The following is a 19,297-nucleotide window of genomic DNA, read 5'->3' on the forward strand; positions in this document are numbered from 1 at the left end:
AAAGACCCTCGCAGGCCGCGGTGCTTCACGGCCATGGCCCCGGCCGCAGCGCCGCCGCCGCCCCGCCGCTACAGTCGGCCGCAAGGAGCGTCTTTCTCATGCAACCATTCGATTTCGACCTCTTCGTCATTGGCGGCGGCAGCGGTGGCGTGCGTGCCGCGCGCATGGCGGCGCAGACCGGTGCGCGCGTCGCGCTGGCCGAGGCCGCCGAGCTCGGCGGCACCTGCGTCAACGTGGGCTGCATCCCGAAGAAGCTCTACAGCTATGCGGCCGGCTATGCCGAGTCGTTCGAGGAGGCCGAAGGCTACGGCTGGAAGCTCCCATCGGCGCCGCAGTTCGACTGGGCGCACCTCAAGGCCCAGCGCGCCAAGGAGATCAGCCGGCTCAACGGCATCTACGGCTCGCTGCTGAAGAACTCGGGCGTCACGCTCGTCACCGGCTGGGCCCAGCTGGTCGATGCGCACACGGTGGAAATCGAAGGCAAGCGCCACACCGCGCGCCACCTGCTGGTGGCCACCGGCGGCACGCCCTTCGTGCCCGAGATTCCAGGCCGCGAACACATCGTGACCTCCGACGCGATGTTCGACCTTGACCCGTTCCCGAAGCGCCTGCTGGTGGTGGGCGGCGGCTACATCGCCTGCGAGTTCGCATCGATCTTCAACGGCCTGGGCTCCAAGGTGACGCAGCTGCACCGCCGCGCCCACCTGCTCACCGGCTTCGACGACGACGTGCGCCAGTTTCTGGCCAACGAGATGGGCAAGGCCGGCGTCGACGTGCGCCTGAACTGCGAGGCCTCGTCGATCGCGCGCGGCCCCGACGGCCTCGTGGTCACGCTCGCGCGCGGCCAGCAGATCGAGGCCGACACCGTGCTCTTCGCCACCGGCCGCGTGCCCAACACGCAGGGCCTCGGCCTCGAGGCAGCGGGGGTGAAGCTCGACGACAAGGGCGCCATCGCGGTCGATGCGCACTACCGCACCTCGGTGCCGTCGATCTACGCGGTGGGCGACGTGTCGACCCGCGTGCAGCTCACGCCCGTGGCGCTGGCCGAGGCGATGGTGGTGGTCGACGCGCTGTTCGGCAAGGGCAAGCGCGGCATGGACTACGAGTTCATTCCCACCGCCGTGTTCACCCACCCCAACATCGGCACCTGCGGCTACAGCGAGATCGACGCACGCGCGAAGTTCGGCGAAGTGACCGTGTTCTCCAGCGAGTTCAAGTCGCTGCGCCACACCCTCTCGGGTCGCAGCGAGCGCACCTTCATGAAGCTCGTGATCGACAAGAAGAGCGACCGCGTGGTGGGCCTGCACATGGTGGGCGCGGACGCGGGCGAGGTGGTGCAGGGCTTCGCGGTGGCGATGCGCGCGGGCGCGACGAAGGCGCTGTTCGACAGCACCATCGGCATCCATCCGACGGCGGCCGAAGAGTTCGTGACGATGCGCGAACCGATGCCGGGCTGAGCAGCCAGAAAGCGCGGAGCCTCCGGACGCTGGGGAGACCCGAGTCAGGCGGTCTCGTTGTCAGGATGGCCAGCAAAGACTGACCGACATCCGACGCACGTTGGAGAACTCAGCGCGACTTGCGCTTGTAGAAGACCTGTGACTTCAGGTTCTGTGCAATCGGCTCGACTTCGGCCTGCCAGGCATTCATGAAGTCTGCCGTGCACACACCGTCCGGCGTCTTGTCGAACAGTTCACGCACCACACGCACGCCGTTCTTCGTGCGCTTGTAGCTGCTCGCAAATTCGAGATACCGGCCGCGCTTCGTCAACGATTCCGGGAGTTGGGCAAAGCTCACGCCGGGCGCCAGTTCGATGTCGTAGCTCTCATCGATCTTGAAGCCTTCGCAGTAGTGGCGCCTCGTGACGGGGGCCTGCTCCCCCTTGAATGCAAAGCCGGCAACGGACAGCGGCAGGTTCACGACGGGCGCCAACCGGAAGGCTCCGGAAGTGCCGGCTTGCAGGTAGTTGTCGATCTCGAAGGTAAAGCCGAACGCGTACTCGTCCGACAGGGCCTTGGCCTCGGACAGATCGCCGCGATCCAGTTCGCCCTTGGCCTTGAAGCCGGAGCCCGACAGCGTGCGTCGAACGAAGTCGCGAACGGTGGCCGCTTTCAAGTCACGCATGTAGGTGCGCATTTGCGCGGCCCGTGTTCCCTTGAGGCTGATCTGGATATCGCCCGTCGCGCTGCCATCGGCGCCGATGCGAAGCCGGGTCCGCACATGCTGCTGCGTGCGATCGGGGGCCGAAGGCGGGATGGTCGCCAATGTCGTGGCCGCTCCGACATGAAGAACCGGCTTGCCATACGAGCCATCCGGCAGGTAGCCGAAGGGAATCTCCTTGGCCGTCGCGTCCAGGTAGATCTTCCAGTCGGGCAGATAGTTGATGACGTGATTGACCATGGACACGACGGGCGTGGCTGGCAGGTCGAGTTGGTTGCCTGCATTGATCAGCACCTGCTCGCCCCGGATACCGGCCGCGCGCCACAGTGCCTGCAGCAGCGTCGCGTGGTCCTTGCAGTCGCCCATCTTGTTGTCGAGCACCACGTCGGTGTCTCGTGGCACGACCGCTCCCACGCCGATGCAATTGCCACCATAGGTGATGTTGCGGGACACCCATTCGTACAGCAGCCGGGCGCGTGTGAGCGGATCGGTCTGGTCACCCACGATGGACTTCGCCAGCGTCGTCACACGGGTCGTGGGCTCGGCCTTGGGCAAGGCACGGTCGCCATAGGCCTTGGCGATCGATTCGTAGCTCGGAAAGGTGCTCACCATCAGCACCGGAAATTCCTCCAGGCGCCAGATTCCTTCGTCCGCCTCGTCATAGGTCCGCGGCACAGGATTGCGGTAGCGCCACTCACGCACCTGAAGGCCGTTGTCCTCGCGGGCGGCCTCTTCCTGCAGGTTGTGGCTTTCGAACTTCAGGGCGAGTGGCTTGGCGAAGCGAACCGTGATGCGAGCATCTTCATAGACGGTCGCGGGCGAGAACGACTGCACAACCGAGAAAGCACCCGGAAAGATGGGCTCCTTGTCTGCCACCCGGTACTTCACCCCGACCGTATCTCCCACGGCCACGTCCGGAAACACCACCGAGAGTCGCGTGTAGTCCGAGAAAAGCGGCTTCGCACCGTCACGCCCGTTGTTGACCTCGGTCTGGTAGTTGGTCGAAGGCACCGCAATGCGCCGTCCATCGGCCTTCAACGTGTAGGCCTCCAGGATCTCGCCCTTCTGGATGCTCGTGCTGTACGAGAAGGACAAGGACTTCGCGTCTTCCAGCGCGCTCGCGTGAAGCACCTGGTTCGCCGATGCATAGGTCATCGTAGACCGGCCGTCCGACGCCACTTCGTAGTCCGCGTGCCACTGCTTTGAAATGACATGGGCCTGCTGAGGTTCCGCGGTCTGCGCCACCGCAGCGCTCGCCAGAACGGCCGTCAGGCAAAACACCCCCCAAGGCCGCACGATGGCCTGTTGCATCCGTCCGAACATGATTTCCTCCAGCGCTTCTTGTGTGGGAACGGAGTGGCAGACCCCGTCGTGTCGCGCCGTGCGAGGCGCGTTTCAAAATGATACAGAAGTCGCGCCAACCGTCGAGGCTAGAGGCGAGCCCCATGCTGCTTGCCTTCCAGCAGCTTCACCAGCACGAACAGCACCCGGTTCGCCGGCGTCGGCACGCCCAGCGCCTCGCCGCGCCGCACGACCAGCCCGTTGAGGTGGTCGATCTCGCTGCGCTTGCCGCGTGCGAGGTCTTGCGCGGTCGACGAATACTGCGAGGGCATCGACTGCGCGATGCCGCGCACCGCGGCGTCGACGTCGCCCGGAATCACCACGCCCTCGGCCTTCGCCACCGCGAGGCATTCGGCGACCACGTCGCGGATCACGTCGGTCACGCCCGTGCCCTGCACGAGCTCGCCGTAGGGCAGCTGCGACACGGCCGACAGCGCGTTGTAGGCGCAGTTGAGCACCAGCTTGGCCCACAGCGCGCCGCGCACGTTGTCGGAAATCTGCGTGGGCACGCCCGCCGCGATCAATGCCTGCGCGACCTCGTCGCTGCGGCGCGAGGGTGCGATCACCAGCTCGCCGCGGCCGTGGTGCTTCACATGGCCCGGCCCCGCCATCTCGGTCGCCACGTAGACCACGGCGGCGGCCACGTCGTGCGAGGGCAGCGCCGCGCGCACGCGCGCGTCGTTGTCGACGCCGTTCTGCAGCGTGAGCACCAGCGCGCCGGGCGCGAGGTGCGGCTGGATCTGCGCGGCGGCCGATTCGGTGTCGGTGGACTTCACGCAGAACAGCACCAGGTCGGCGCCCTGCACGGCGCCCGCTTCGGTGTTGGCCTCGAGGCGCACCTGTTCATCGAAGGCCTTGGTCTCCAGCCGCAGCCCGTTCGCGCGCACCGCCTCCACATGCGAAGGCCGGCCGATCAGCACCACGGCGTGGCCCGCGCGCGCCAGCATGGCGCCGTAGTAACAGCCGACCGCGCCGGCACCCATGACTGCGACTTTCATCGATTCGATTCCTTGGTTGTTCCGTGGGCAGAGCGTAGCGAAGACGGCCGCTTCATGCCTCGGTCTCCACGCCGCGCGACTTCTGCCCTTCGTCCATGATCCATTCGCGAAACGCCGCGAAGGCCGGCAGGTCGAGGCGGTCGGGCCGGTAGCACAGGTAGTGGCCCTGGTCCACGCGCACCGGCGTGCCGCAGGGGCTCAGCAGCGCGCCTTCGGCCAGCTCTTCCTGCACCAGCAGTTTCGGCACGAGCCCGATGCCCAGCCCGTTGAGCGCCGCCTGGATCAGCGCCGAGTACTGCGCGAAGCGCGGGCCGGCCACGGTCTGCACCTCGGGCACGCCGTGCTGCGAGGCCCACTGGCGCCAGGCGGTGGGCGCGCCCTCGTGGTGCAGCAAGGTGTGGCCGACGATGTCGATGGGCTGCACGATGCGGTGGCGCCCCTCGACCAGCGCGCGCGCCACGATCAGCACGAACTCGCGCCCCGCGATGTATTCGGACACCACGCCGGGCCAGCCATCAGGGCCGTAGCGGATGGCGGCATCGACGCCGGCCGGGATGCCGTCGCTGGGCTCCAGGTGGCGGCTGAAGCTCAGCATCACGTGGCGGCTCTTCTGTCTGAAGGCCGGCAGGCGCGGAATGAGCCATTTGGTGAGGAAGGTGGGCACGCTGGCCAGCGTGAGCAGGCCGGCGCCGGCATCGCCCGAACGCGCCTCGAAGGTCGCGGTCTCGATGGCGCGCAGGCCGCCCGAGATCTTCTGCCAGTACACGCGCCCCTGCGGCGTGAGCTGCACGCCGCGGCCGTTCTTCTGCAGCAGCTCGCGGCCGAGGAACGCCTCGAGCCCCGCGATCTGCTTGCTGACGGCGCTCACGGTGATGCACAGGGCGCCGGCCGCGAGCGTGATGCTCTGCTGGCGCGCCACGGCGTCGAAGGCCAGCAGTTCCTGGATGGTGGGGCAGTCGCGTTTCATGCCTGGCTCCGGTTGATGAAAGTCGTGTGAAAAACACTTGCCGATTGCTCAAGTGTCGTCATCCAACTTTCACCCATAAGTGTGCATCTGCTTCCTAGAATTCGCTGGAACGCGGCAATCCGCCGTGGGCAAAAAGTAGAGCATCCGGAAAGTATGCCGGGTGCGCAAGACCTTCGGAGACACCCCCTTGATTCGCGGCATCTCGCTCGTCTACGGCCTGTACCTGCTGCTGCCCATCGCCCTGCTGGCGATCGGCAGCTTCGGCGGCAACTGGACCAACACGCTGCTGCCCACTGGCGTCACCGGGCAGTGGTATGTCGACCTGTGGCTGGACACCTCGTTCCGCAAGGCCTTCGTGAGCAGCCTCGTGGTGGCGATGGCGGCCTGCGCGATCAACACGGTGCTGGCGCTGCCGCTGGCCTATGCGCTGTACCACGGCGCGCGGCGCGGCAGCAGCATCGCGGCGCGCATCGTGAGCGCCACGCCGGTCGCGGTGCCGACCATCACGCTGGCCTTCGGCTACATGATCGTGTTCAACACCGACCTCGCACCCTGGCTGGGCTCGATGCCGCTGCTGATCGCCGCGCACGCGATCCTCACGCTGCCCTACCTCACCAACACGCTGCTCACCGACCTGCGCCACCTGGACCTCGGGCGGCTCGAGCAGGCCGCCGCCACGCTCGGCGCCTCGGGCTGGCAGCAGTTCACCGGCATCGTGCTGCCCAGCCTGCGCCAGAGCCTGATCAGCGGGCTGGTGATGGTGGCGGCCATCTCGGTGGGCGAGTTCGGGTTGTCGAACCTGCTCACGAGCTTCCAGAACCGCACCTACCCGGTGGTGCTGCTGCAGGCCTTCTACGGCGCGACGGGCTTTGCCTGCGCGGCCACGGTGATCCTTCTCGTGCTGGCGAGCGCGTCGGCCCTTCTTTCCTCTTCTCTGGTGAAGCAGCGCGCATGAGCCTCCTCCTCGACAACGTCAGCTACAACTACCCCGGCAGCACGCACGGCCTGCACGACGTGTCGCTCGACGTGCGCACGGGCGAGCTCGTGGCGGTGATCGGGCCCAGCGGCTCGGGCAAGTCGACGCTGCTCAAGCTGGTGGCGGGGCTGGAGACCGGCCACACGGGCCGCATCGTGCTCGGCGGCGACGACATGTCGCGCACGCCGGTGCACCAGCGCCACATCGGCATGGTGTTCCAGAGCTATGCGCTGTTTCCGCACCTGAGCGTGCTGGACAACGTGGCCTACGGGCTCAAGCTGCGCAAGGTGGACACGGCCCCGCGCCGCCAGCGCGCGCAGGAGCTGCTCGACATCGTCGGGCTGGGCGACCACGCGCAGCGCGCCGTGGCGCAACTCTCGGGCGGCCAGCAGCAGCGCGTGGCGCTGGCCCGCGCGCTCGCCATCGATCCGCGTGCGCTGCTGCTCGACGAACCGCTCTCAGCGCTCGACGCCAGCGTGCGCGGCCATCTGCGCGACCAGATCCGGTCGATCCAGCAGCGCTTCAACGCGACCACGCTGCTGGTCACGCACGACCAGGAAGAAGCGCTGGTGATGGCCGACCGCGTGGCGATGCTGAAAGACGGCCGGCTGCTGCAGATCGCCACGCCGCGCGAGATCTACGAGCACCCCGCCAGCCGCGCGGTGGCCGAGTTCGTCGGGCTCTCGACCATCCTGCCCGCCAAGGTGGCGTCGCCGGGCCGGCTCGACATGGGCTTTGCCGAGCTCTTCGCCGAGACCGGCAACCGGCCCTTCGGCACGCCGGTGCATGTGCTGGTGCGGCCCGAACACATCCGCCCCGACCCGGCGCCCGACAGCGTGAACCGCCTGGCCGGCCGCACCGGCGCGCAGCGCTACCTGGGCGCGCTCACGCGCTACGACTTCGACGTGGCGGGCGCGGGCAAGCCCTTCCTCGCCGAGTCGGCCGCGCCGGCGGGCGAAGCGATCGCCATCGCGCCCGAACACCTTCGCCTGCTAGACCACTGACCTTTTCCTTCCAAGGAGCCTCCATGCAACGCAGACATCTGATCCAGGCCGCCGGCGCATTGCCCGTGCTGTCCCTCGCGCGCACCGCCTTCGCCTTCGACGGCCCCGAGCTCTACGCGGGCGAGAAGGCGCTGTACGCCGAGGCGCAGAAGGAAGGCCTGTGCGTCTCCTTCGACACCGGCCCCGAGTGGGCCAACTGGAAGTCGCTGTTCCGCGACTTCAAGAAGCGCTATCCCGAGATCGAACTGACCTACAACGACATCGGCTCGGCCGCCACCGTGGTCGCGCTCGAAAAGACCAAGCGCCGCCCGCAGGCCGACACCGCCTACTACTTCGCCGCCTCCGCCGTCGATGCCGCGAAGAAGGACGTGGTCGCGCCCTTCAAGCCCGTCAACTTCGACAAGCTGCCCGCCGTGTTCCGCGAGGCCGAAGGCCGCTGGTTCACCATCCACACGCTGAACATCGCCTTCCTCGTGAACAAGAAGCTGGTGAAGAACGTGCCCACCGGCTGGGCCGACCTGCTCAAGCCCGAGTTCAAGAGCACGGTGGTCTACCTCGACCCGCGCTCCACCGGCATCGGCCAGGTGCTGACCTTCGCCGCGGCCTACGCCAACGGCGGCAGCGTCGACAACGTGCAGCCCGGCACCGACTACCTGGGCAAGCTGCATGCGGCCGGCAACGTGCTGCGCGTGGAAGGCACCACGCCGTATGCCAAGTTCCTCAAGGGCGAGATCCCCGTGTGGATCAGCTACGAGAACGACGGCCTCAAGGCCAAGCACGTCGACGGCATGGGCGACGCGGTCGAGGTCGTGATCCCGAAGGAAGCCAGCGTGGCCGCGCCCTACGCCATCAGCCTGGTGAAGAACGGCCCGAACCCCAACGCCGGCAAGCTGTGGCTCAACTTCATCATGAGCGAGGCCGGCCAGTCGCTGTTCGCGCAGGGCTTCGTGCGCCCGGCCGTGCCGGGCACGCCGCTCTCGGCCGATGTCGCGGCCAAGATGCCGGCCGCGCCGCAGATCAAGCCGCTCGACGTGGTGAAGGCCTCGGAGCGCAAGGCCGAGGTCGACAAGCTCTGGGCGCAGGCCGCGCTGGGCAAGTAAGAGGCCGTGATGCGACGCTTTGGCGCCTGGCCCGCGTGGGCCTTCATGGCGCTGTTCTTCGCGGTGCCGCTGGCGGCGCTGCTGCCCGAGGCCTTCGGCGAGGGCGGCAGTGCCTTCGGGCGGCTGTTCGGCAACCCGCTGTTCCTGGGCGCGCTACGCAACACGCTGGGCCTGGGCCTGGCGGCGGGTGCGATCTCGGCGCTGGTGGGCACCTGCATCGCCATCGAACTGGCGCGCCAGCCCGAAGGCCGGCGCCAATGGATGATGACCCTGCTGGGCCTGCCGCTCGCGTTCTCGGGGCTGGTGATCGCCTACGGCTTCATCCTCGCGTTCGGCCGCGCGGGCTTCGTGACGCAGCTGCTCGCGGGGCTGGGCGCCGACCCGGCCGTGATCGGCAGCTGGATCTACAGCGTGTCGGGCCTGGGGCTGGCCTATGCCTACTACCTGATCCCGCGCGTGGCGCTGTCGCTGTACCCTGTGTTCGCCAACCTCGACCTGCGCCCGGCGCAGGCGGCGCGCACGCTGGGCGCCTCGAAGGCGCGCGCCTTCCGGGACACGGTGCTGCCCGAGGTGCTGCCCTCGGTGCTGTCGAACGCCTGCATGGTGGCCGCGATTGCCATGGGCACCTACGGCACGGCGCTGGCGCTGGTGGGCACGCAGCTGAACATCCTGCCGCTGATGCTGCTCGCGCAGGTGGGCGACGGCGGGTCCGATTTCGCGGTGGCGGCGGCCCTGTCGCTGGTGCTGATGGTGGTGTGTGTGGTCGTGATGGGAGTGGGCGATGTCTTTACACGAAGGCGCGAGCGCGGTGCTGTCGGCGCCGGTCACTGAGGCGCTGACGCGCCTGGCGCAACGGCAGTGGGGGCCGCAGCGCCACCGCCAGCCGGTGGCGATGCTCGGCCCGGGCGACGGCGGCCCGGCCGAATGCGAGGCCGCCTACGCGGTGGCGCACGCGCTGGCCGGTGCGGGCATGGCGGTGGTCTGCGGCGGGCGCGGCGGCGTGATGGCCGCCGCCTCGCGCGGCGCGGTGGAGGCCGGCGGCATCGCCGTGGGCATCCTGCCCGAGGACGACGACCGCCACGCCAACGAATGGCTCAGCGTGGCCATTCCCACCGGCATGGGCGAGATGCGCAACGGCATCATCGCGCGCAGCGGCGTGTGCCTGGTCGCCATCGGCGGCAACATGGGCACGCTGTCGGAGATGGCGATGGGCCTGAAATGGGGCAAGCCGGTGTTCGTGATGCACGGCGACGTCGCCCTGCCCGGCGCGGTGCAGGCCACCGACGTGGACGACATGCTGGGCAAGGTGCTGGCCTGCCTGCTGGACTGAGGCCTGCTCACCCTGTTTCCGGCCTCCCCATCGACACGGGCGCATTGCACAATGACGGCATGCCCTACATGCCCACCTTCGTCGCTCCCGCCCGCTTCACCGACGCCGCCGAGGCGCTCGACCAGGTCAAAGCCATCTACCAGGGCGGCCTGGCCCACCTGCGCGAATCGATGCTGCGCTTCGTCGCCGGCGAGGCGCTGCCGGGCCGGGTGCGAGCCTGCTACCCGTTCGTGCGGGTGCACACGCACACCGTGTCGCGCCACACGCCGCCGGCCAACGCCGGCCTGAGCTACGGCTTCGTGGCCGGCCCCGGCCGCTACGAGACCACGCTGACGCGGCCCGACCTGTTCTCGCGCTACTACCTGGACCAGTTCCGCCTGCTGCTGGAAAACCACCAGGTCGAGATCGAGGTGGGCACCAGCACGCAGCCCATTCCGATCCACTTCTCGTTCGCCGAGAACGACCACATCGAAGGCACCATGAGTGCCGAGCGCCGCGCCCTCATGCGCGACGTGTTCGACCTGCCCGACCTGGGCGCCATGGACGACGGCATTGCCAACGGCACCTTCGAGGCGCTGCCCGGCGAGCCGCAGCCGCTGTCGCTGTTCACGGCGGCGCGGGTCGACTACTCGCTGCACCGCCTGCGCCACTACACGGGCACGGCGCCCGAGTGGTTCCAGAACTTCGTGCTGTTCACCAACTACCAGTTCTACATCGACGAGTTCGTGCGCCTGGGCCACGAGGCCATGGCCGACGAGAACAGCGAGTACATCGCCTTCATCGAGCCCGGCAACGTGATCACGCGCCGGCGCGGGCTGGCCGCGGGCCACAGCGACACCTTCGCCCACCTGCTGGACGGCAGCCAGGGCACCGCGCCGCCGCGCCTGCCGCAGATGCCGGCCTACCACCTGGTGCGCGAGGACTACAGCGGCATCACCATGACCAACATCGGCGTCGGCCCGGCCAACGCCAAGACCATCACCGACCACATCGCCGTGCTGCGCCCGCACGCCTGGATGATGCTGGGCCATTGCGCCGGCCTGCGCAACACGCAGCAGCTGGGCGACTACGTGCTGGCCCACGCCTATGTGCGCGAGGACCACGTGCTCGACGAGGAGCTGCCGCTGTGGGTGCCGATTCCGGCGCTGTCGGAGATCCAGCTGGCGCTCGAGCAGGCGGTGGCCGACGTCACGAAGTGCGAGGGCCCTGACCTGAAGACGATCATGCGCACCGGCACCGTGGCCAGCACCGACAACCGCAACTGGGAGCTGCTGCCCGGCAACCAGCCGCAGCGCCGCTTCAGCCAGAGCCGCGCCGTGGCGCTGGACATGGAAAGCGCGACCATCGCGGCCAACGGCTTCCGCTTCCGGGTGCCCTACGGCACGCTGCTGTGCGTGAGCGACAAGCCGCTGCACGGCGAGATCAAGCTGCCCGGCATGGCCAACCACTTCTACCGCGAGCGCGTGGAACAGCACCTGCGCATCGGCATGCGCGCCATCGAGATCCTGCGCCAGGAAGGCACGACCCGGCTGCACAGCCGCAAGCTGCGAAGCTTCGCGGAAGTGGCTTTCCAGTAGGCTCCGACGCCTTTTCCCCCTCCGCGCCCCTCAGGGTTTCTCCCTGTGCGGGCGAGGGCGTGTTTGCCTTGTTTCGCGGACATCATTGGCTGTCACGTACACAACTGGAAACACGATGCGCCCGTCTTCGCCGCCTGCCGCCGCCCTTCCCCTGTCCCGCCGCCGCTTCGGCACCTGGCTGGCAGCCTCGGCCGCTGCCGCCGGTGCGGGCCAGGCCGCGCTGTGGGCCGGCAACGCCCGCGCGGCCGACGCGCCGCTGAGCAGCAAGCTGCGCATCGTCATTCCCGCCAACGAAGGCGGCGGCTGGGACCAGACCGGCCGCGCCCTCGGCGCCGCCCTGCTGGCCTCGGGCGCCGTGGGCACCGTCACCTACGAGAACATCGGCGGCAAGGGCGGCACCATCGGGCTGGCCAAGTACGTCGAGAAGTACGACGCCGACCCCGAGGCGCTGCTGGTCAGCGGCATGGTGATGGTCGGCGCGGTGGCGCTGCAAAAGCCCGCCGTCACGCTGGCGCATGTCTCGCCCGTGGCGCGCCTGACCAGCGACTACGAGGTGGTCGCCGTCAAGGCCGACTCGCCCATCAAGACCCCCAAGGACCTCGTCGCCCAGCTGCGCGCCGATGCCGCCAACACCGTCATCGCGGGCGGCTCGGCGGGCGGCGTGGACCACATGTTCGCCGGCATGCTGGCGCGCGTGGCCGGCGCCTCGGCGTCGCTGAACTACCAGCCGCACCCGGGCGGCGCGCAGGTGGTCGAGGCGCTCGAGACGGGCAAGGCGGCGGTCGGCATCTCGGGCTACAGCGAATTCGCCGAGAACATCGCCAACGGCAAGCTGCGCGCCATCGGCGTGTCGTCCAAGCACCCGTTCCAGGGGATCGCCTCGGTGCGCCAGCAGGGCGTGGACGCCGACCTGGCCAACTGGCGCGGCGTGATGACCGGCAAGAAGGTGCCGCCCTACCGCCGCGGCCAGCTGCTCGAGGCGGTGCAACGCGCCACCACGCACGACCTCTGGCAGAAGACCATCAAGCGCAACAACTGGGACCCGTACTGGATGGCGGGCAAGGACTTCGAGAGCTTTCTCGAACTCGACACCGCCATGGCGGGCCCGCTGATCTATCTGCTCAAGCTGAAGGCCTGAACGCCTTCGCCCTCAGGCAAACAACTCCGGCATCTCGCGCTGCGCCTTCGGCGTGAGCGTGAGCGCGCGCCCGTCGAGCTCCTGCCGCACCCAGCCGCGCCGCAGCGACAGCTGCAGCCACGCGGCGCCGAGCGCGCCGCCCAGGTGCGGGCGGCGTTCGCTCCAGTCGAGGCAGGCGCAGGCGAAGCGGCGGCGCGAGCGGCGCACGGCGTCGACCTCGACGCCCAGGCTCTCCAATGCAATCGCGCCGTCGGGCGTGAGTTCGTACGAGCCGCTCGCAAGGCCGCTGAGCCAGCCCTGCGCATGCAGCCGGTCGTGCAGCGCGACGCCCGCGGTGCCGGCCATGTGGTCGTAGCAGGTGCGGGCGCTGCGCAGGCGGCTCGGCGTGTTCGGCTGGAAGGCGGCAGCGGCGGGGCGCGGCGCGCCGGCCACGACCATGAGGCTTTCGAGCGCGGCGGCCACGTCGTCGCTGGCCAGGCGGAAGTAGCGGTGCTTGCCTTGCACGAGCACCTCGACCAGCCGCTCTTCCTTCAGGCGCGCGAGGTGCGCGCTCGCGGTCGAAGCGGCCACCTCGGCCACGGTGGCGAGCTCGGTGGCGGTGCGGGCGTGGCCGTCCATCAGGCAGTTCAGCATGCGGGCGCGCGCCGGCTCGGCGATGGCGCCGGCGAGGCGGGCGAGCTGGAAGTCGGAAGCGGTGGTGTCGTCCATGCGGGCATCCTAAGGCGATGCCGCATCCCACACTTCGTTCGCGACCGAAGTGTGTCGGCGGCGGCGAACGCACACTGCGCGCCATGACTACCGCTGTGCTCACCCACCCCGCCGATCCGGTCGCCGCCGCCACGCATGCCGACCCGTACCCGTACTACGCCGCGCTGCGCGACGGCCCGCCGCTCGCGTGGCACGAGGGCTTGCGCGTGTGGGTCGCGAGCCGCGCCGATGTGGTCATGCAGGTGCTGCAGGCCCACGGCGCGCTGCGCGTGCGCCCCGCCGCCGAGCCCGTGCCGCGCGCGATCGTGGGCAGCCCGGCGGGCGAGGTGTTCGGCCACCTCGTGCGCATGAACGACGGCCCCGCGCACCAGGCGCACCGACCGGCCTTGCAGCGCGCGCTGGCCGGGCTCGACCTGCAGGCGGCGCACGCCGCCGCGCTCGACGTGGCGCGACAGCTGCCTGCGCAGGCGCCGCTGTCCGAGGCGTTGTTTTCGTTGCCCGTGCGGGCGATGGCGCACCTGCTTGGCTTCGACGAGGCAACGTTGCCGCAAGTGGACCGCTGGATGCGCGACTTCGTCGCCTGCCTCTCGCCGCTGTCGAACGCCGACCAGCTGCAGGCGGCGAGCGTGGCGGCCGGCGCGCTGATGAACCGCTTCGAAGCCCTGAGCGCGAAGGCCTCGCCACGCGATGGCACGCTGCTGGCGGCGGTGCTGGCCGAAAGCGCGGCGAGCGCGCCGCTCTCGCGCGCGCTGCTGGCGAACCTCGTGGGCCTGCTCTCGCAAACCTGCGACGCCACGGCGGGCCTGCTGGGCAACAGCCTCGTTGCGCTGGCGCGCGAGCCTGCGCTGCGCCCGCTGGCACGCACGCGCGACGGGCTGCTCGCCATCGTCGAGGAGACGGCGCGCCACGACCCGTCGGTGCAGAACACGCGCCGCTTCGCGATCGAGCCCGTCGAGATCGCCGGCACCTCGCTGGCGGCGGGCGATGCGGTGCTGGTGCTGCTGGCCTCGGCGCAGCGCGATCCGGTGTTCAACCCCGATCCCGACCGCTTCATGCCCGTGCGCGCGCAGCGCCGCGTGCTCGGCTTCGGCCATGGCATGCATGCGTGCCCTGGGCAGGCGCTGGCCTGCACGCTGGCTGCTGCTGGCCTCGAAGCGCTGCTGCGCCAACACAGCGCCTCCGATCTCGACACGCTCGGCTGGCACTACCGCCCATCGGTCAACGGGCGCATTCCCGTCTTCGACTGAGTCAGTGCGCGGCCCAGCGCCCCGTGCCCGCCAGGTGCGGCGACAACGCTGCCTCGCCCCAGCGCAGCGGCAGCGCGGCCGGGCGGCGCAGCGCGCGCGTGACGTGGAAGCGCATCAGCCGCTCCGCGCCCTCGAACGCCGCCACTTCAGGCCCCTCCGTGACGATCTCCGCCGTGGCGCTCAGGTGCAGCAGCTCACCGGTGTCGAAATCGACGAACAGCAGGCCCGCGCGCGGATGCGCCTGCAGGTTGCCGAGCGTGTTGAAGAAGCGGTTGCCGTTGAAGTCGGGCACCGTGAGCACGCCGCCCGCATCGACGCGCACGAAGCCCGGCCGACCGCCGCGGTGCGACACGTCGACGCCGTGCGAGCGCGCATCGGCCACGTCGCCCATCGCCACCGCGTCGGGATACGCCGTGGCGATGAACAGCGTGTCGGCGGCGCCGATGAGCCGTTCAGCCGCGAGGTCGAGCGTGTCGAGCCACTGCACGGCGGGCTCGTTGGCCGGCGGCGTGGCGAACACCGGCTCGCGCGCCTGGATGTAGCGCGGGCAGTTGCCGAAGCTCTGCTGCACCTCGACCATGAAGCCCGCCGCGTCGAGCGCCTCGACCGTGCCGTTCATGCGGTTGCGCCGCCGCGTGTGCGGCTGGATGCCCAGAAGCCCCAGCGTCGCACCGGGCGCGAGCTGGCCCATAAGCGGATCGCCGGCGCCCGGCAGCGCGTCGATGCGCAGGTGCGTCGCGTCGGGCGAGTGCGCGAAGCCGGCGGGCGCGGCGAGCATGCTGGCCCACGGCTGCAGGTCGGCATCGAGGCTGCCGACCACGAGGAACGGCAGCAGTGCGAAGAACTCGCGGTGCTGGTCGGGCATGTAGTCGCGGATCACCCGCGGGCCCACCGCCTCCATCTGCTCGCGCGAGCCCACGAGCGATTGCAGCGCGCGCTCGCCGGCGTGGAAGGGCGCGGCGATCATGACGCCACCGCCAGGCCCACCGGCGAACGCACCATCGGCACGAACCCGGGCAGGGCTTCCACGCGCGCCAGCCAGGCGCGCAGCTGCGGGTAGGCGTCGAGCGACACGCTGCCTTCGGGCGCATGGGCCACGTAGGCGTAGTTCGCGATGTCGGCCAGCGTGGCCGACGGGCCCGCGAGGAAGGGCTGCTCGGACAGGCAGGTCTCCATCACCGAGAGCAGCGCGTGCGAGCGCTTGACGGTCTCGGTGCGGTCGGCGTCCACGCCGAACAGCACCATGATGCGCGCCGCCGCCGGGCCGTAGGCCAGCGGGCCGGCTGCCACCGAGAACCAGCGCTGCACGCGCGCCGCGCCCACCGGGTCGCGCGGCATCCAGCGCGCCGGGTCGGGGGCATAGCGTTCGTTGAGGTACACGAGGATGGCGTTGGAGTCGGCCAGCGTGACCTCGCCGTCCTCGATCACCGGCACCTGGCCGAAGGGGTTGCGCGCCAGGAACTCCGGTGTGCGGTGCTCGCGCTGGCGCAGGTTGAGCTCGACGATCTCGAAGGGCAGGCCCAGCACCGAGAGGAATAAGCGCACGCGGTGCACGTGGCCCGAGATGGCGCTGCCGAAGAGCTGGATGGGCTGGGCGGGCTGGGCGGGCTGGCGGGTGTTGGTGCTGTTCTCGGTCATGAAGAGTCCTTCGGGTGGGTATGGCCTCGATTCTTCTCTCTTCCACCAAATGAATGAATAGCCTTTTCCGGATTTGACTGCTGCGTTTTCCGGTTTAATCGCGCCATGGATCGCTTCAAAGCCATGCAGACCTTCGTGCAGATTGCCGACCAGGGCAGCCTGACCCGCGCCGCCGAGGCGCTCGGCAGTTCGCTGCCCGCCGTGGTGCGCGCGCTCGCCGCGCTCGAGGCGCACCTGGGCGTGCGCCTGTTCCACCGCACCACGCGGCGCCTGTCACTCACCGAGGAGGGCCGCCATTACCTGCCGAGCGCGCGCGAGGTGCTGCTCGCGGCCGACGCCGCCGACCAGGCGCTGAAGGCCGAGGCGCGCGAGCCGGCGGGGCAGCTGGTCATCACCGCGCCGGTGCTGTTCGGCCACATGTACGTGGCGCCGGCCATCGTGCGCTTCATGCAGCGCCACGAGAAGGTGCGCTGCAGCGTGCGGCTGCACGACCGCACGGTGAATTTGCTCGAAGAAGGCATCGACGTCGGCATCCGCATCAGCCCGCTCGAAGACTCGTCGCTGGTGGCGCAGACGCTGGGCACCATCCGCCGCGTGGTGGTGGCCAGCCCCGCCTTCCTGGCGCAGCACGGCGTGCCGCGCCATCCGCGCGACCTGGCGGGTGCGCCCTGCGTGCGCGGGCGCATCGATGCACCGCCGCAATGGGCGTTCCGCGATGGCGGCAAGACCGTGCACGTGACGCCCGAGAACCGCCTGGAGTTCAACCACCTCGCGCCCGCCATCGAGGCCTGCGCCGCGGGCATGGGCTTCGGCACCTTCTTCTCTTACCAGGTGCTGCCGCACGTGGCGCAGGGCCGGCTGCAGCTGGTGCTCGAAGACTACGAGCCCGCGCCCCGGCCCGTGAGCGTGATCTACCCGAATGCGCGGCTGCTGCCGGCACGCACGCGGGCCTTCATCGACTGGATGAAAACCGAGTTCAGCGGCTTGCGCATGTAGCTGCTGCGCCAATCGGCCGGCTGCGTCAGAATGGCCGCGTGCCATCCCACACCACCCCCTCCTCGCCTTCCTCTTCGTCTTCTTCCCCGTTGTTCCAGGTCCGTGGGCTGCGCAAGCGCTACGGCGAGACCACGGTCGTCGACGACCTCTCGTTCGAGATCGCGCCCGGCGAGTGCCTGGGCGTGATCGGGCCGAACGGCGCGGGCAAGACCACCACCATCCGCATGTGCCTGGGCCTCACCGCCCCCGACGGCGGCAGCATCGAGGCGCTGGGCCTGCAGATGCCGCGCGACGCGCTGGCCATCAAGGCGCAGCTGGGCGTGGTGTCGCAGTTCGACACCCTCGACCCCGACTTCAGCTGCGCCGAGAACCTCGTGGTGTATGGCCGCTACTTCGGTTTCAGCAAGGCGCACGTGCGCGCGCGCGTGCCGCAGCTGCTGGAGTTCGCAGCGCTCTCGCACAAGGCCGACGCCAAGCCCGGCGAATTGTCGGGCGGCATGCGCCGGCGCCTGTCGCTGGCGCGCGCGCTGGTGAACGACCCCAAGTTGCTGCTGCTCGACGAGCCCACCACCGGGCTTGACCCGCAGGCGCGGCACCTGATGTGGGAGCGGTTGCAGGTGCTGCTGCAGCAGGGCAAGTCGATCCTGCTGACCACGCACTTCATGGACGAGGCCGAGCGCCTGTGTTCGCGTCTGCTGGTGCTCGACCACGGCCGCAAGATCGCCGAGGGCCGTCCGCGCGATCTGATTGCCGAGCATCTGGAGCCTGACGTGGTCGAGGTGTATGGCAACGGGGCGCTGTCGCTGGCGGGGTCGGCCGAGCTGCAGGCGCTGGCTGCGCGCGTGGAGGTGAGCGGTGAGACCGTCTTCTTCTATACGCAGGATGCGCGGCGTTTGCTCGACGCGCTGACGCAGCATGGCGGGCTGCGCACCTTTCATCGGCCGGCCAATCTGGAAGATCTTTTCCTCAAGCTCACCGGTCGGCAGATTCGCCAGGACGGCTAGGCCTTCTTTCTATGAACACAACCACTGCTTCTTCTGCCGTTTCTCCCGAGACACCTGTGCCGCCTTCACCCTCCGTGTGGCGCGCGCCTGAGCTGTCGATGCGATGGTGGCCGGTGTTTTTGCGCAACCTGCTGGTGTGGCGCAAGCTGGCGCTGCCTAGCCTGATCGGGAACATCGCGGAGCCGCTGATCTGGCTTGTGGCGTTTGGCTACGGGATGGGCGCTCTCGTTGGGCAGGTGACGGTGGATGGCACGCAGGTGCCCTACATCCTGTTCCTGGCGAGTGGGTCGATCTGCATGAGCGCGATGAATGCGGCGAGCTTCGAGGCGCTGTATTCGGCGTTTTCTCGGATGCATGTGCAGAAGACTTGGGACGGGATCATGAATGCGCCGGTGGGGCTGGATGACATCGTGCTGGCCGAGATGTTGTGGGCGGCGTTCAAGTCGATTTTTACTGTGACTGCGATCTTGTTTGTGATGCTTGGGCTTGGGATCAGTCACAGCCCGAAGTTGATCGTGGCTTGGATGGTGTTGATCGGGTGTGGGATCACGTTTTCTTCGGTGGCGTTGATCTTCAATGCGTTGGCGAAGGGGTATGACTTTTTTACGTACTACTTCACGTTGTTCATGACGCCGATGATGTTTTTGAGTGGGGTGTTTTTTCCGCTGGAGCAGCTGCCTTCTGTTGTGCGTGCTGTGGCTGCTTGGTTGCCTTTGACGAATGCTGTTGCTTTGGTGCGGCCGTTGTTTATGGATCGGTGGCCTGAGGGGTGGTGGGTGCATGCGGGTGTGTTGGCTTTGTATGCGGTCGTTGCTTTCTGGATTGCGTTGGCTTTGACTCGGAAGCGGTTTCGGGGGTGATTCCTGGGGCGTGGGTCTTGTTTTTTCCCGGGGCCGGGTCTCGGCCCGGCGGCCGACCTACTTTTCTTTGCTTCGCCAAAGAAACGTAGGCAAAAGAAAGGCGACCCTACTGTCTGCGTCCCTCCGCTTCGCTACGGGCAACCTGCGGTGCTCACATTTCGCGGGGTCTCGCCCAAACTCGCTTCGCTCAAACAAGGGCGAGCCCTGATCCGCGAAACGCTGCGCTCCTCGGCGCATACAGAAGGGGTTGGGATAC

The 19,297-nt window shown here is 68.9% G+C and carries 18 protein-coding genes; 12 read left to right on the forward strand and 6 right to left on the reverse strand.

Annotated features, from left to right (window positions below):
* Window positions 1–98: 98 nt before the first annotated feature.
* Complete coding sequence (gene gorA / locus AC1RAD_RS21890; RefSeq protein WP_492737149.1) at window positions 99–1,457, forward strand: glutathione-disulfide reductase; 1,359 nt, start codon at window positions 99–101, stop codon at window positions 1,455–1,457.
* 109 nt (window positions 1,458–1,566) lie between these two features.
* On the opposite strand, the gene AC1RAD_RS21895 is transcribed toward gorA, so the two are convergent.
* The 3 genes from AC1RAD_RS21895 to AC1RAD_RS21905 all read right to left on the reverse strand — a co-directional run bounded on the left by AC1RAD_RS21895 (window position 1,567) and on the right by AC1RAD_RS21905 (window position 5,463).
* A complete protein-coding gene (locus AC1RAD_RS21895) occupies window positions 1,567–3,480 on the reverse strand; it encodes a DUF3857 domain-containing transglutaminase family protein (protein ID WP_492737151.1) in 1,914 nt (637 codons plus the stop codon).
* Between the two features lie 107 nt (window positions 3,481–3,587).
* Window positions 3,588–4,496, reverse strand: coding sequence for a ketopantoate reductase family protein (locus AC1RAD_RS21900; RefSeq protein ID WP_492737153.1), 909 nt, complete (start codon window positions 4,494–4,496; stop codon window positions 3,588–3,590).
* Between the two features lie 52 nt (window positions 4,497–4,548).
* Complete coding sequence (locus tag AC1RAD_RS21905) at window positions 4,549–5,463, reverse strand: LysR substrate-binding domain-containing protein (RefSeq protein WP_492737155.1); 915 nt, start codon at window positions 5,461–5,463, stop codon at window positions 4,549–4,551.
* Window positions 5,464–5,650: 187 nt separating this feature from the next.
* Here AC1RAD_RS21905 and AC1RAD_RS21910 point away from each other — a divergent pair, with 187 nt between their 5' ends.
* The 7 genes from AC1RAD_RS21910 to AC1RAD_RS21940 all read left to right on the forward strand — a co-directional run bounded on the left by AC1RAD_RS21910 (window position 5,651) and on the right by AC1RAD_RS21940 (window position 12,588).
* Window positions 5,651–6,418, forward strand: coding sequence for an ABC transporter permease (locus AC1RAD_RS21910; protein WP_070061918.1), 768 nt, complete (start codon window positions 5,651–5,653; stop codon window positions 6,416–6,418).
* The gene (locus AC1RAD_RS21915; protein WP_492737157.1) at window positions 6,415–7,443 is read left to right on the forward strand and encodes an ABC transporter ATP-binding protein; all 1,029 of its coding nucleotides are present in this window, start codon (window positions 6,415–6,417) and stop codon (window positions 7,441–7,443) included. Before AC1RAD_RS21910 ends, AC1RAD_RS21915 begins: the two co-directional genes overlap by 4 nt.
* 23 nt (window positions 7,444–7,466) lie before the next feature.
* The gene (locus tag AC1RAD_RS21920) at window positions 7,467–8,543 is read left to right on the forward strand and encodes an extracellular solute-binding protein (protein WP_062481407.1); all 1,077 of its coding nucleotides are present in this window, start codon (window positions 7,467–7,469) and stop codon (window positions 8,541–8,543) included.
* A gap of 9 nt (window positions 8,544–8,552) precedes the next feature.
* Window positions 8,553–9,374, forward strand: a complete 822-nt coding sequence (locus AC1RAD_RS21925) for an ABC transporter permease (protein ID WP_062481405.1) — start codon at window positions 8,553–8,555, stop codon at window positions 9,372–9,374.
* Window positions 9,325–9,873 carry a TIGR00725 family protein gene (locus AC1RAD_RS21930; RefSeq protein ID WP_307581868.1) on the forward strand — a complete coding sequence of 183 codons (549 nt, stop codon included), beginning with the start codon at window positions 9,325–9,327 and terminating at the stop codon, window positions 9,871–9,873. Before AC1RAD_RS21925 ends, AC1RAD_RS21930 begins: the two co-directional genes overlap by 50 nt.
* Window positions 9,874–9,932: 59 nt before the next feature.
* Window positions 9,933–11,450, forward strand: coding sequence for an AMP nucleosidase (locus tag AC1RAD_RS21935; protein ID WP_062481401.1), 1,518 nt, complete (start codon window positions 9,933–9,935; stop codon window positions 11,448–11,450).
* A gap of 115 nt (window positions 11,451–11,565) precedes the next feature.
* On the forward strand, window positions 11,566–12,588 hold the full coding sequence (locus AC1RAD_RS21940) for a Bug family tripartite tricarboxylate transporter substrate binding protein (protein WP_174250308.1): 1,023 nt from the start codon (window positions 11,566–11,568) through the stop codon (window positions 12,586–12,588).
* 12 nt (window positions 12,589–12,600) lie between these two features.
* On the opposite strand, the gene AC1RAD_RS21945 is transcribed toward AC1RAD_RS21940, so the two are convergent.
* On the reverse strand, window positions 12,601–13,296 hold the full coding sequence (locus AC1RAD_RS21945; RefSeq protein WP_492737159.1) for an ArsR/SmtB family transcription factor: 696 nt from the start codon (window positions 13,294–13,296) through the stop codon (window positions 12,601–12,603).
* 83 nt (window positions 13,297–13,379) lie between these two features.
* On the opposite strand from AC1RAD_RS21945, the gene AC1RAD_RS21950 reads away from it, so the two are divergent.
* A complete protein-coding gene (locus tag AC1RAD_RS21950; RefSeq protein WP_492737161.1) occupies window positions 13,380–14,543 on the forward strand; it encodes a cytochrome P450 in 1,164 nt (387 codons plus the stop codon).
* Between the two features lies 1 nt (window position 14,544).
* Here AC1RAD_RS21950 and AC1RAD_RS21955 read toward each other — a convergent pair whose 3' ends face one another.
* Window positions 14,545–15,510, reverse strand: coding sequence for a flavin-nucleotide-binding protein (locus AC1RAD_RS21955; RefSeq protein WP_492737163.1), 966 nt, complete (start codon window positions 15,508–15,510; stop codon window positions 14,545–14,547).
* Window positions 15,507–16,181, reverse strand: coding sequence for a glutathione S-transferase family protein (locus AC1RAD_RS21960; protein ID WP_492737165.1), 675 nt, complete (start codon window positions 16,179–16,181; stop codon window positions 15,507–15,509). The genes AC1RAD_RS21955 and AC1RAD_RS21960 overlap by 4 nt, the downstream gene beginning before the upstream one ends.
* A gap of 105 nt (window positions 16,182–16,286) precedes the next feature.
* Between AC1RAD_RS21960 and AC1RAD_RS21965 the strand changes: the two genes are divergently transcribed.
* From AC1RAD_RS21965 to AC1RAD_RS21975, 3 genes are read left to right on the forward strand one after another with little or no spacing between them, the layout of a single operon-like run.
* Window positions 16,287–17,177: a LysR family transcriptional regulator gene (locus AC1RAD_RS21965; RefSeq protein ID WP_492737166.1), complete on the forward strand. Its 891-nt coding sequence runs from the start codon at window positions 16,287–16,289 to the stop codon at window positions 17,175–17,177.
* 38 nt (window positions 17,178–17,215) lie between these two features.
* Entirely contained in the window at window positions 17,216–18,181 is a 966-nt protein-coding gene (locus AC1RAD_RS21970; RefSeq protein ID WP_062481101.1) for an ATP-binding cassette domain-containing protein, read from the forward strand.
* A gap of 11 nt (window positions 18,182–18,192) precedes the next feature.
* A complete protein-coding gene (locus tag AC1RAD_RS21975) occupies window positions 18,193–19,041 on the forward strand; it encodes an ABC transporter permease (RefSeq protein ID WP_492737168.1) in 849 nt (282 codons plus the stop codon).
* Window positions 19,042–19,297: the final 256 nt, after the last annotated feature.

Source organism: Variovorax sp. GW823-FHT04B03 (assembly GCF_058796495.1).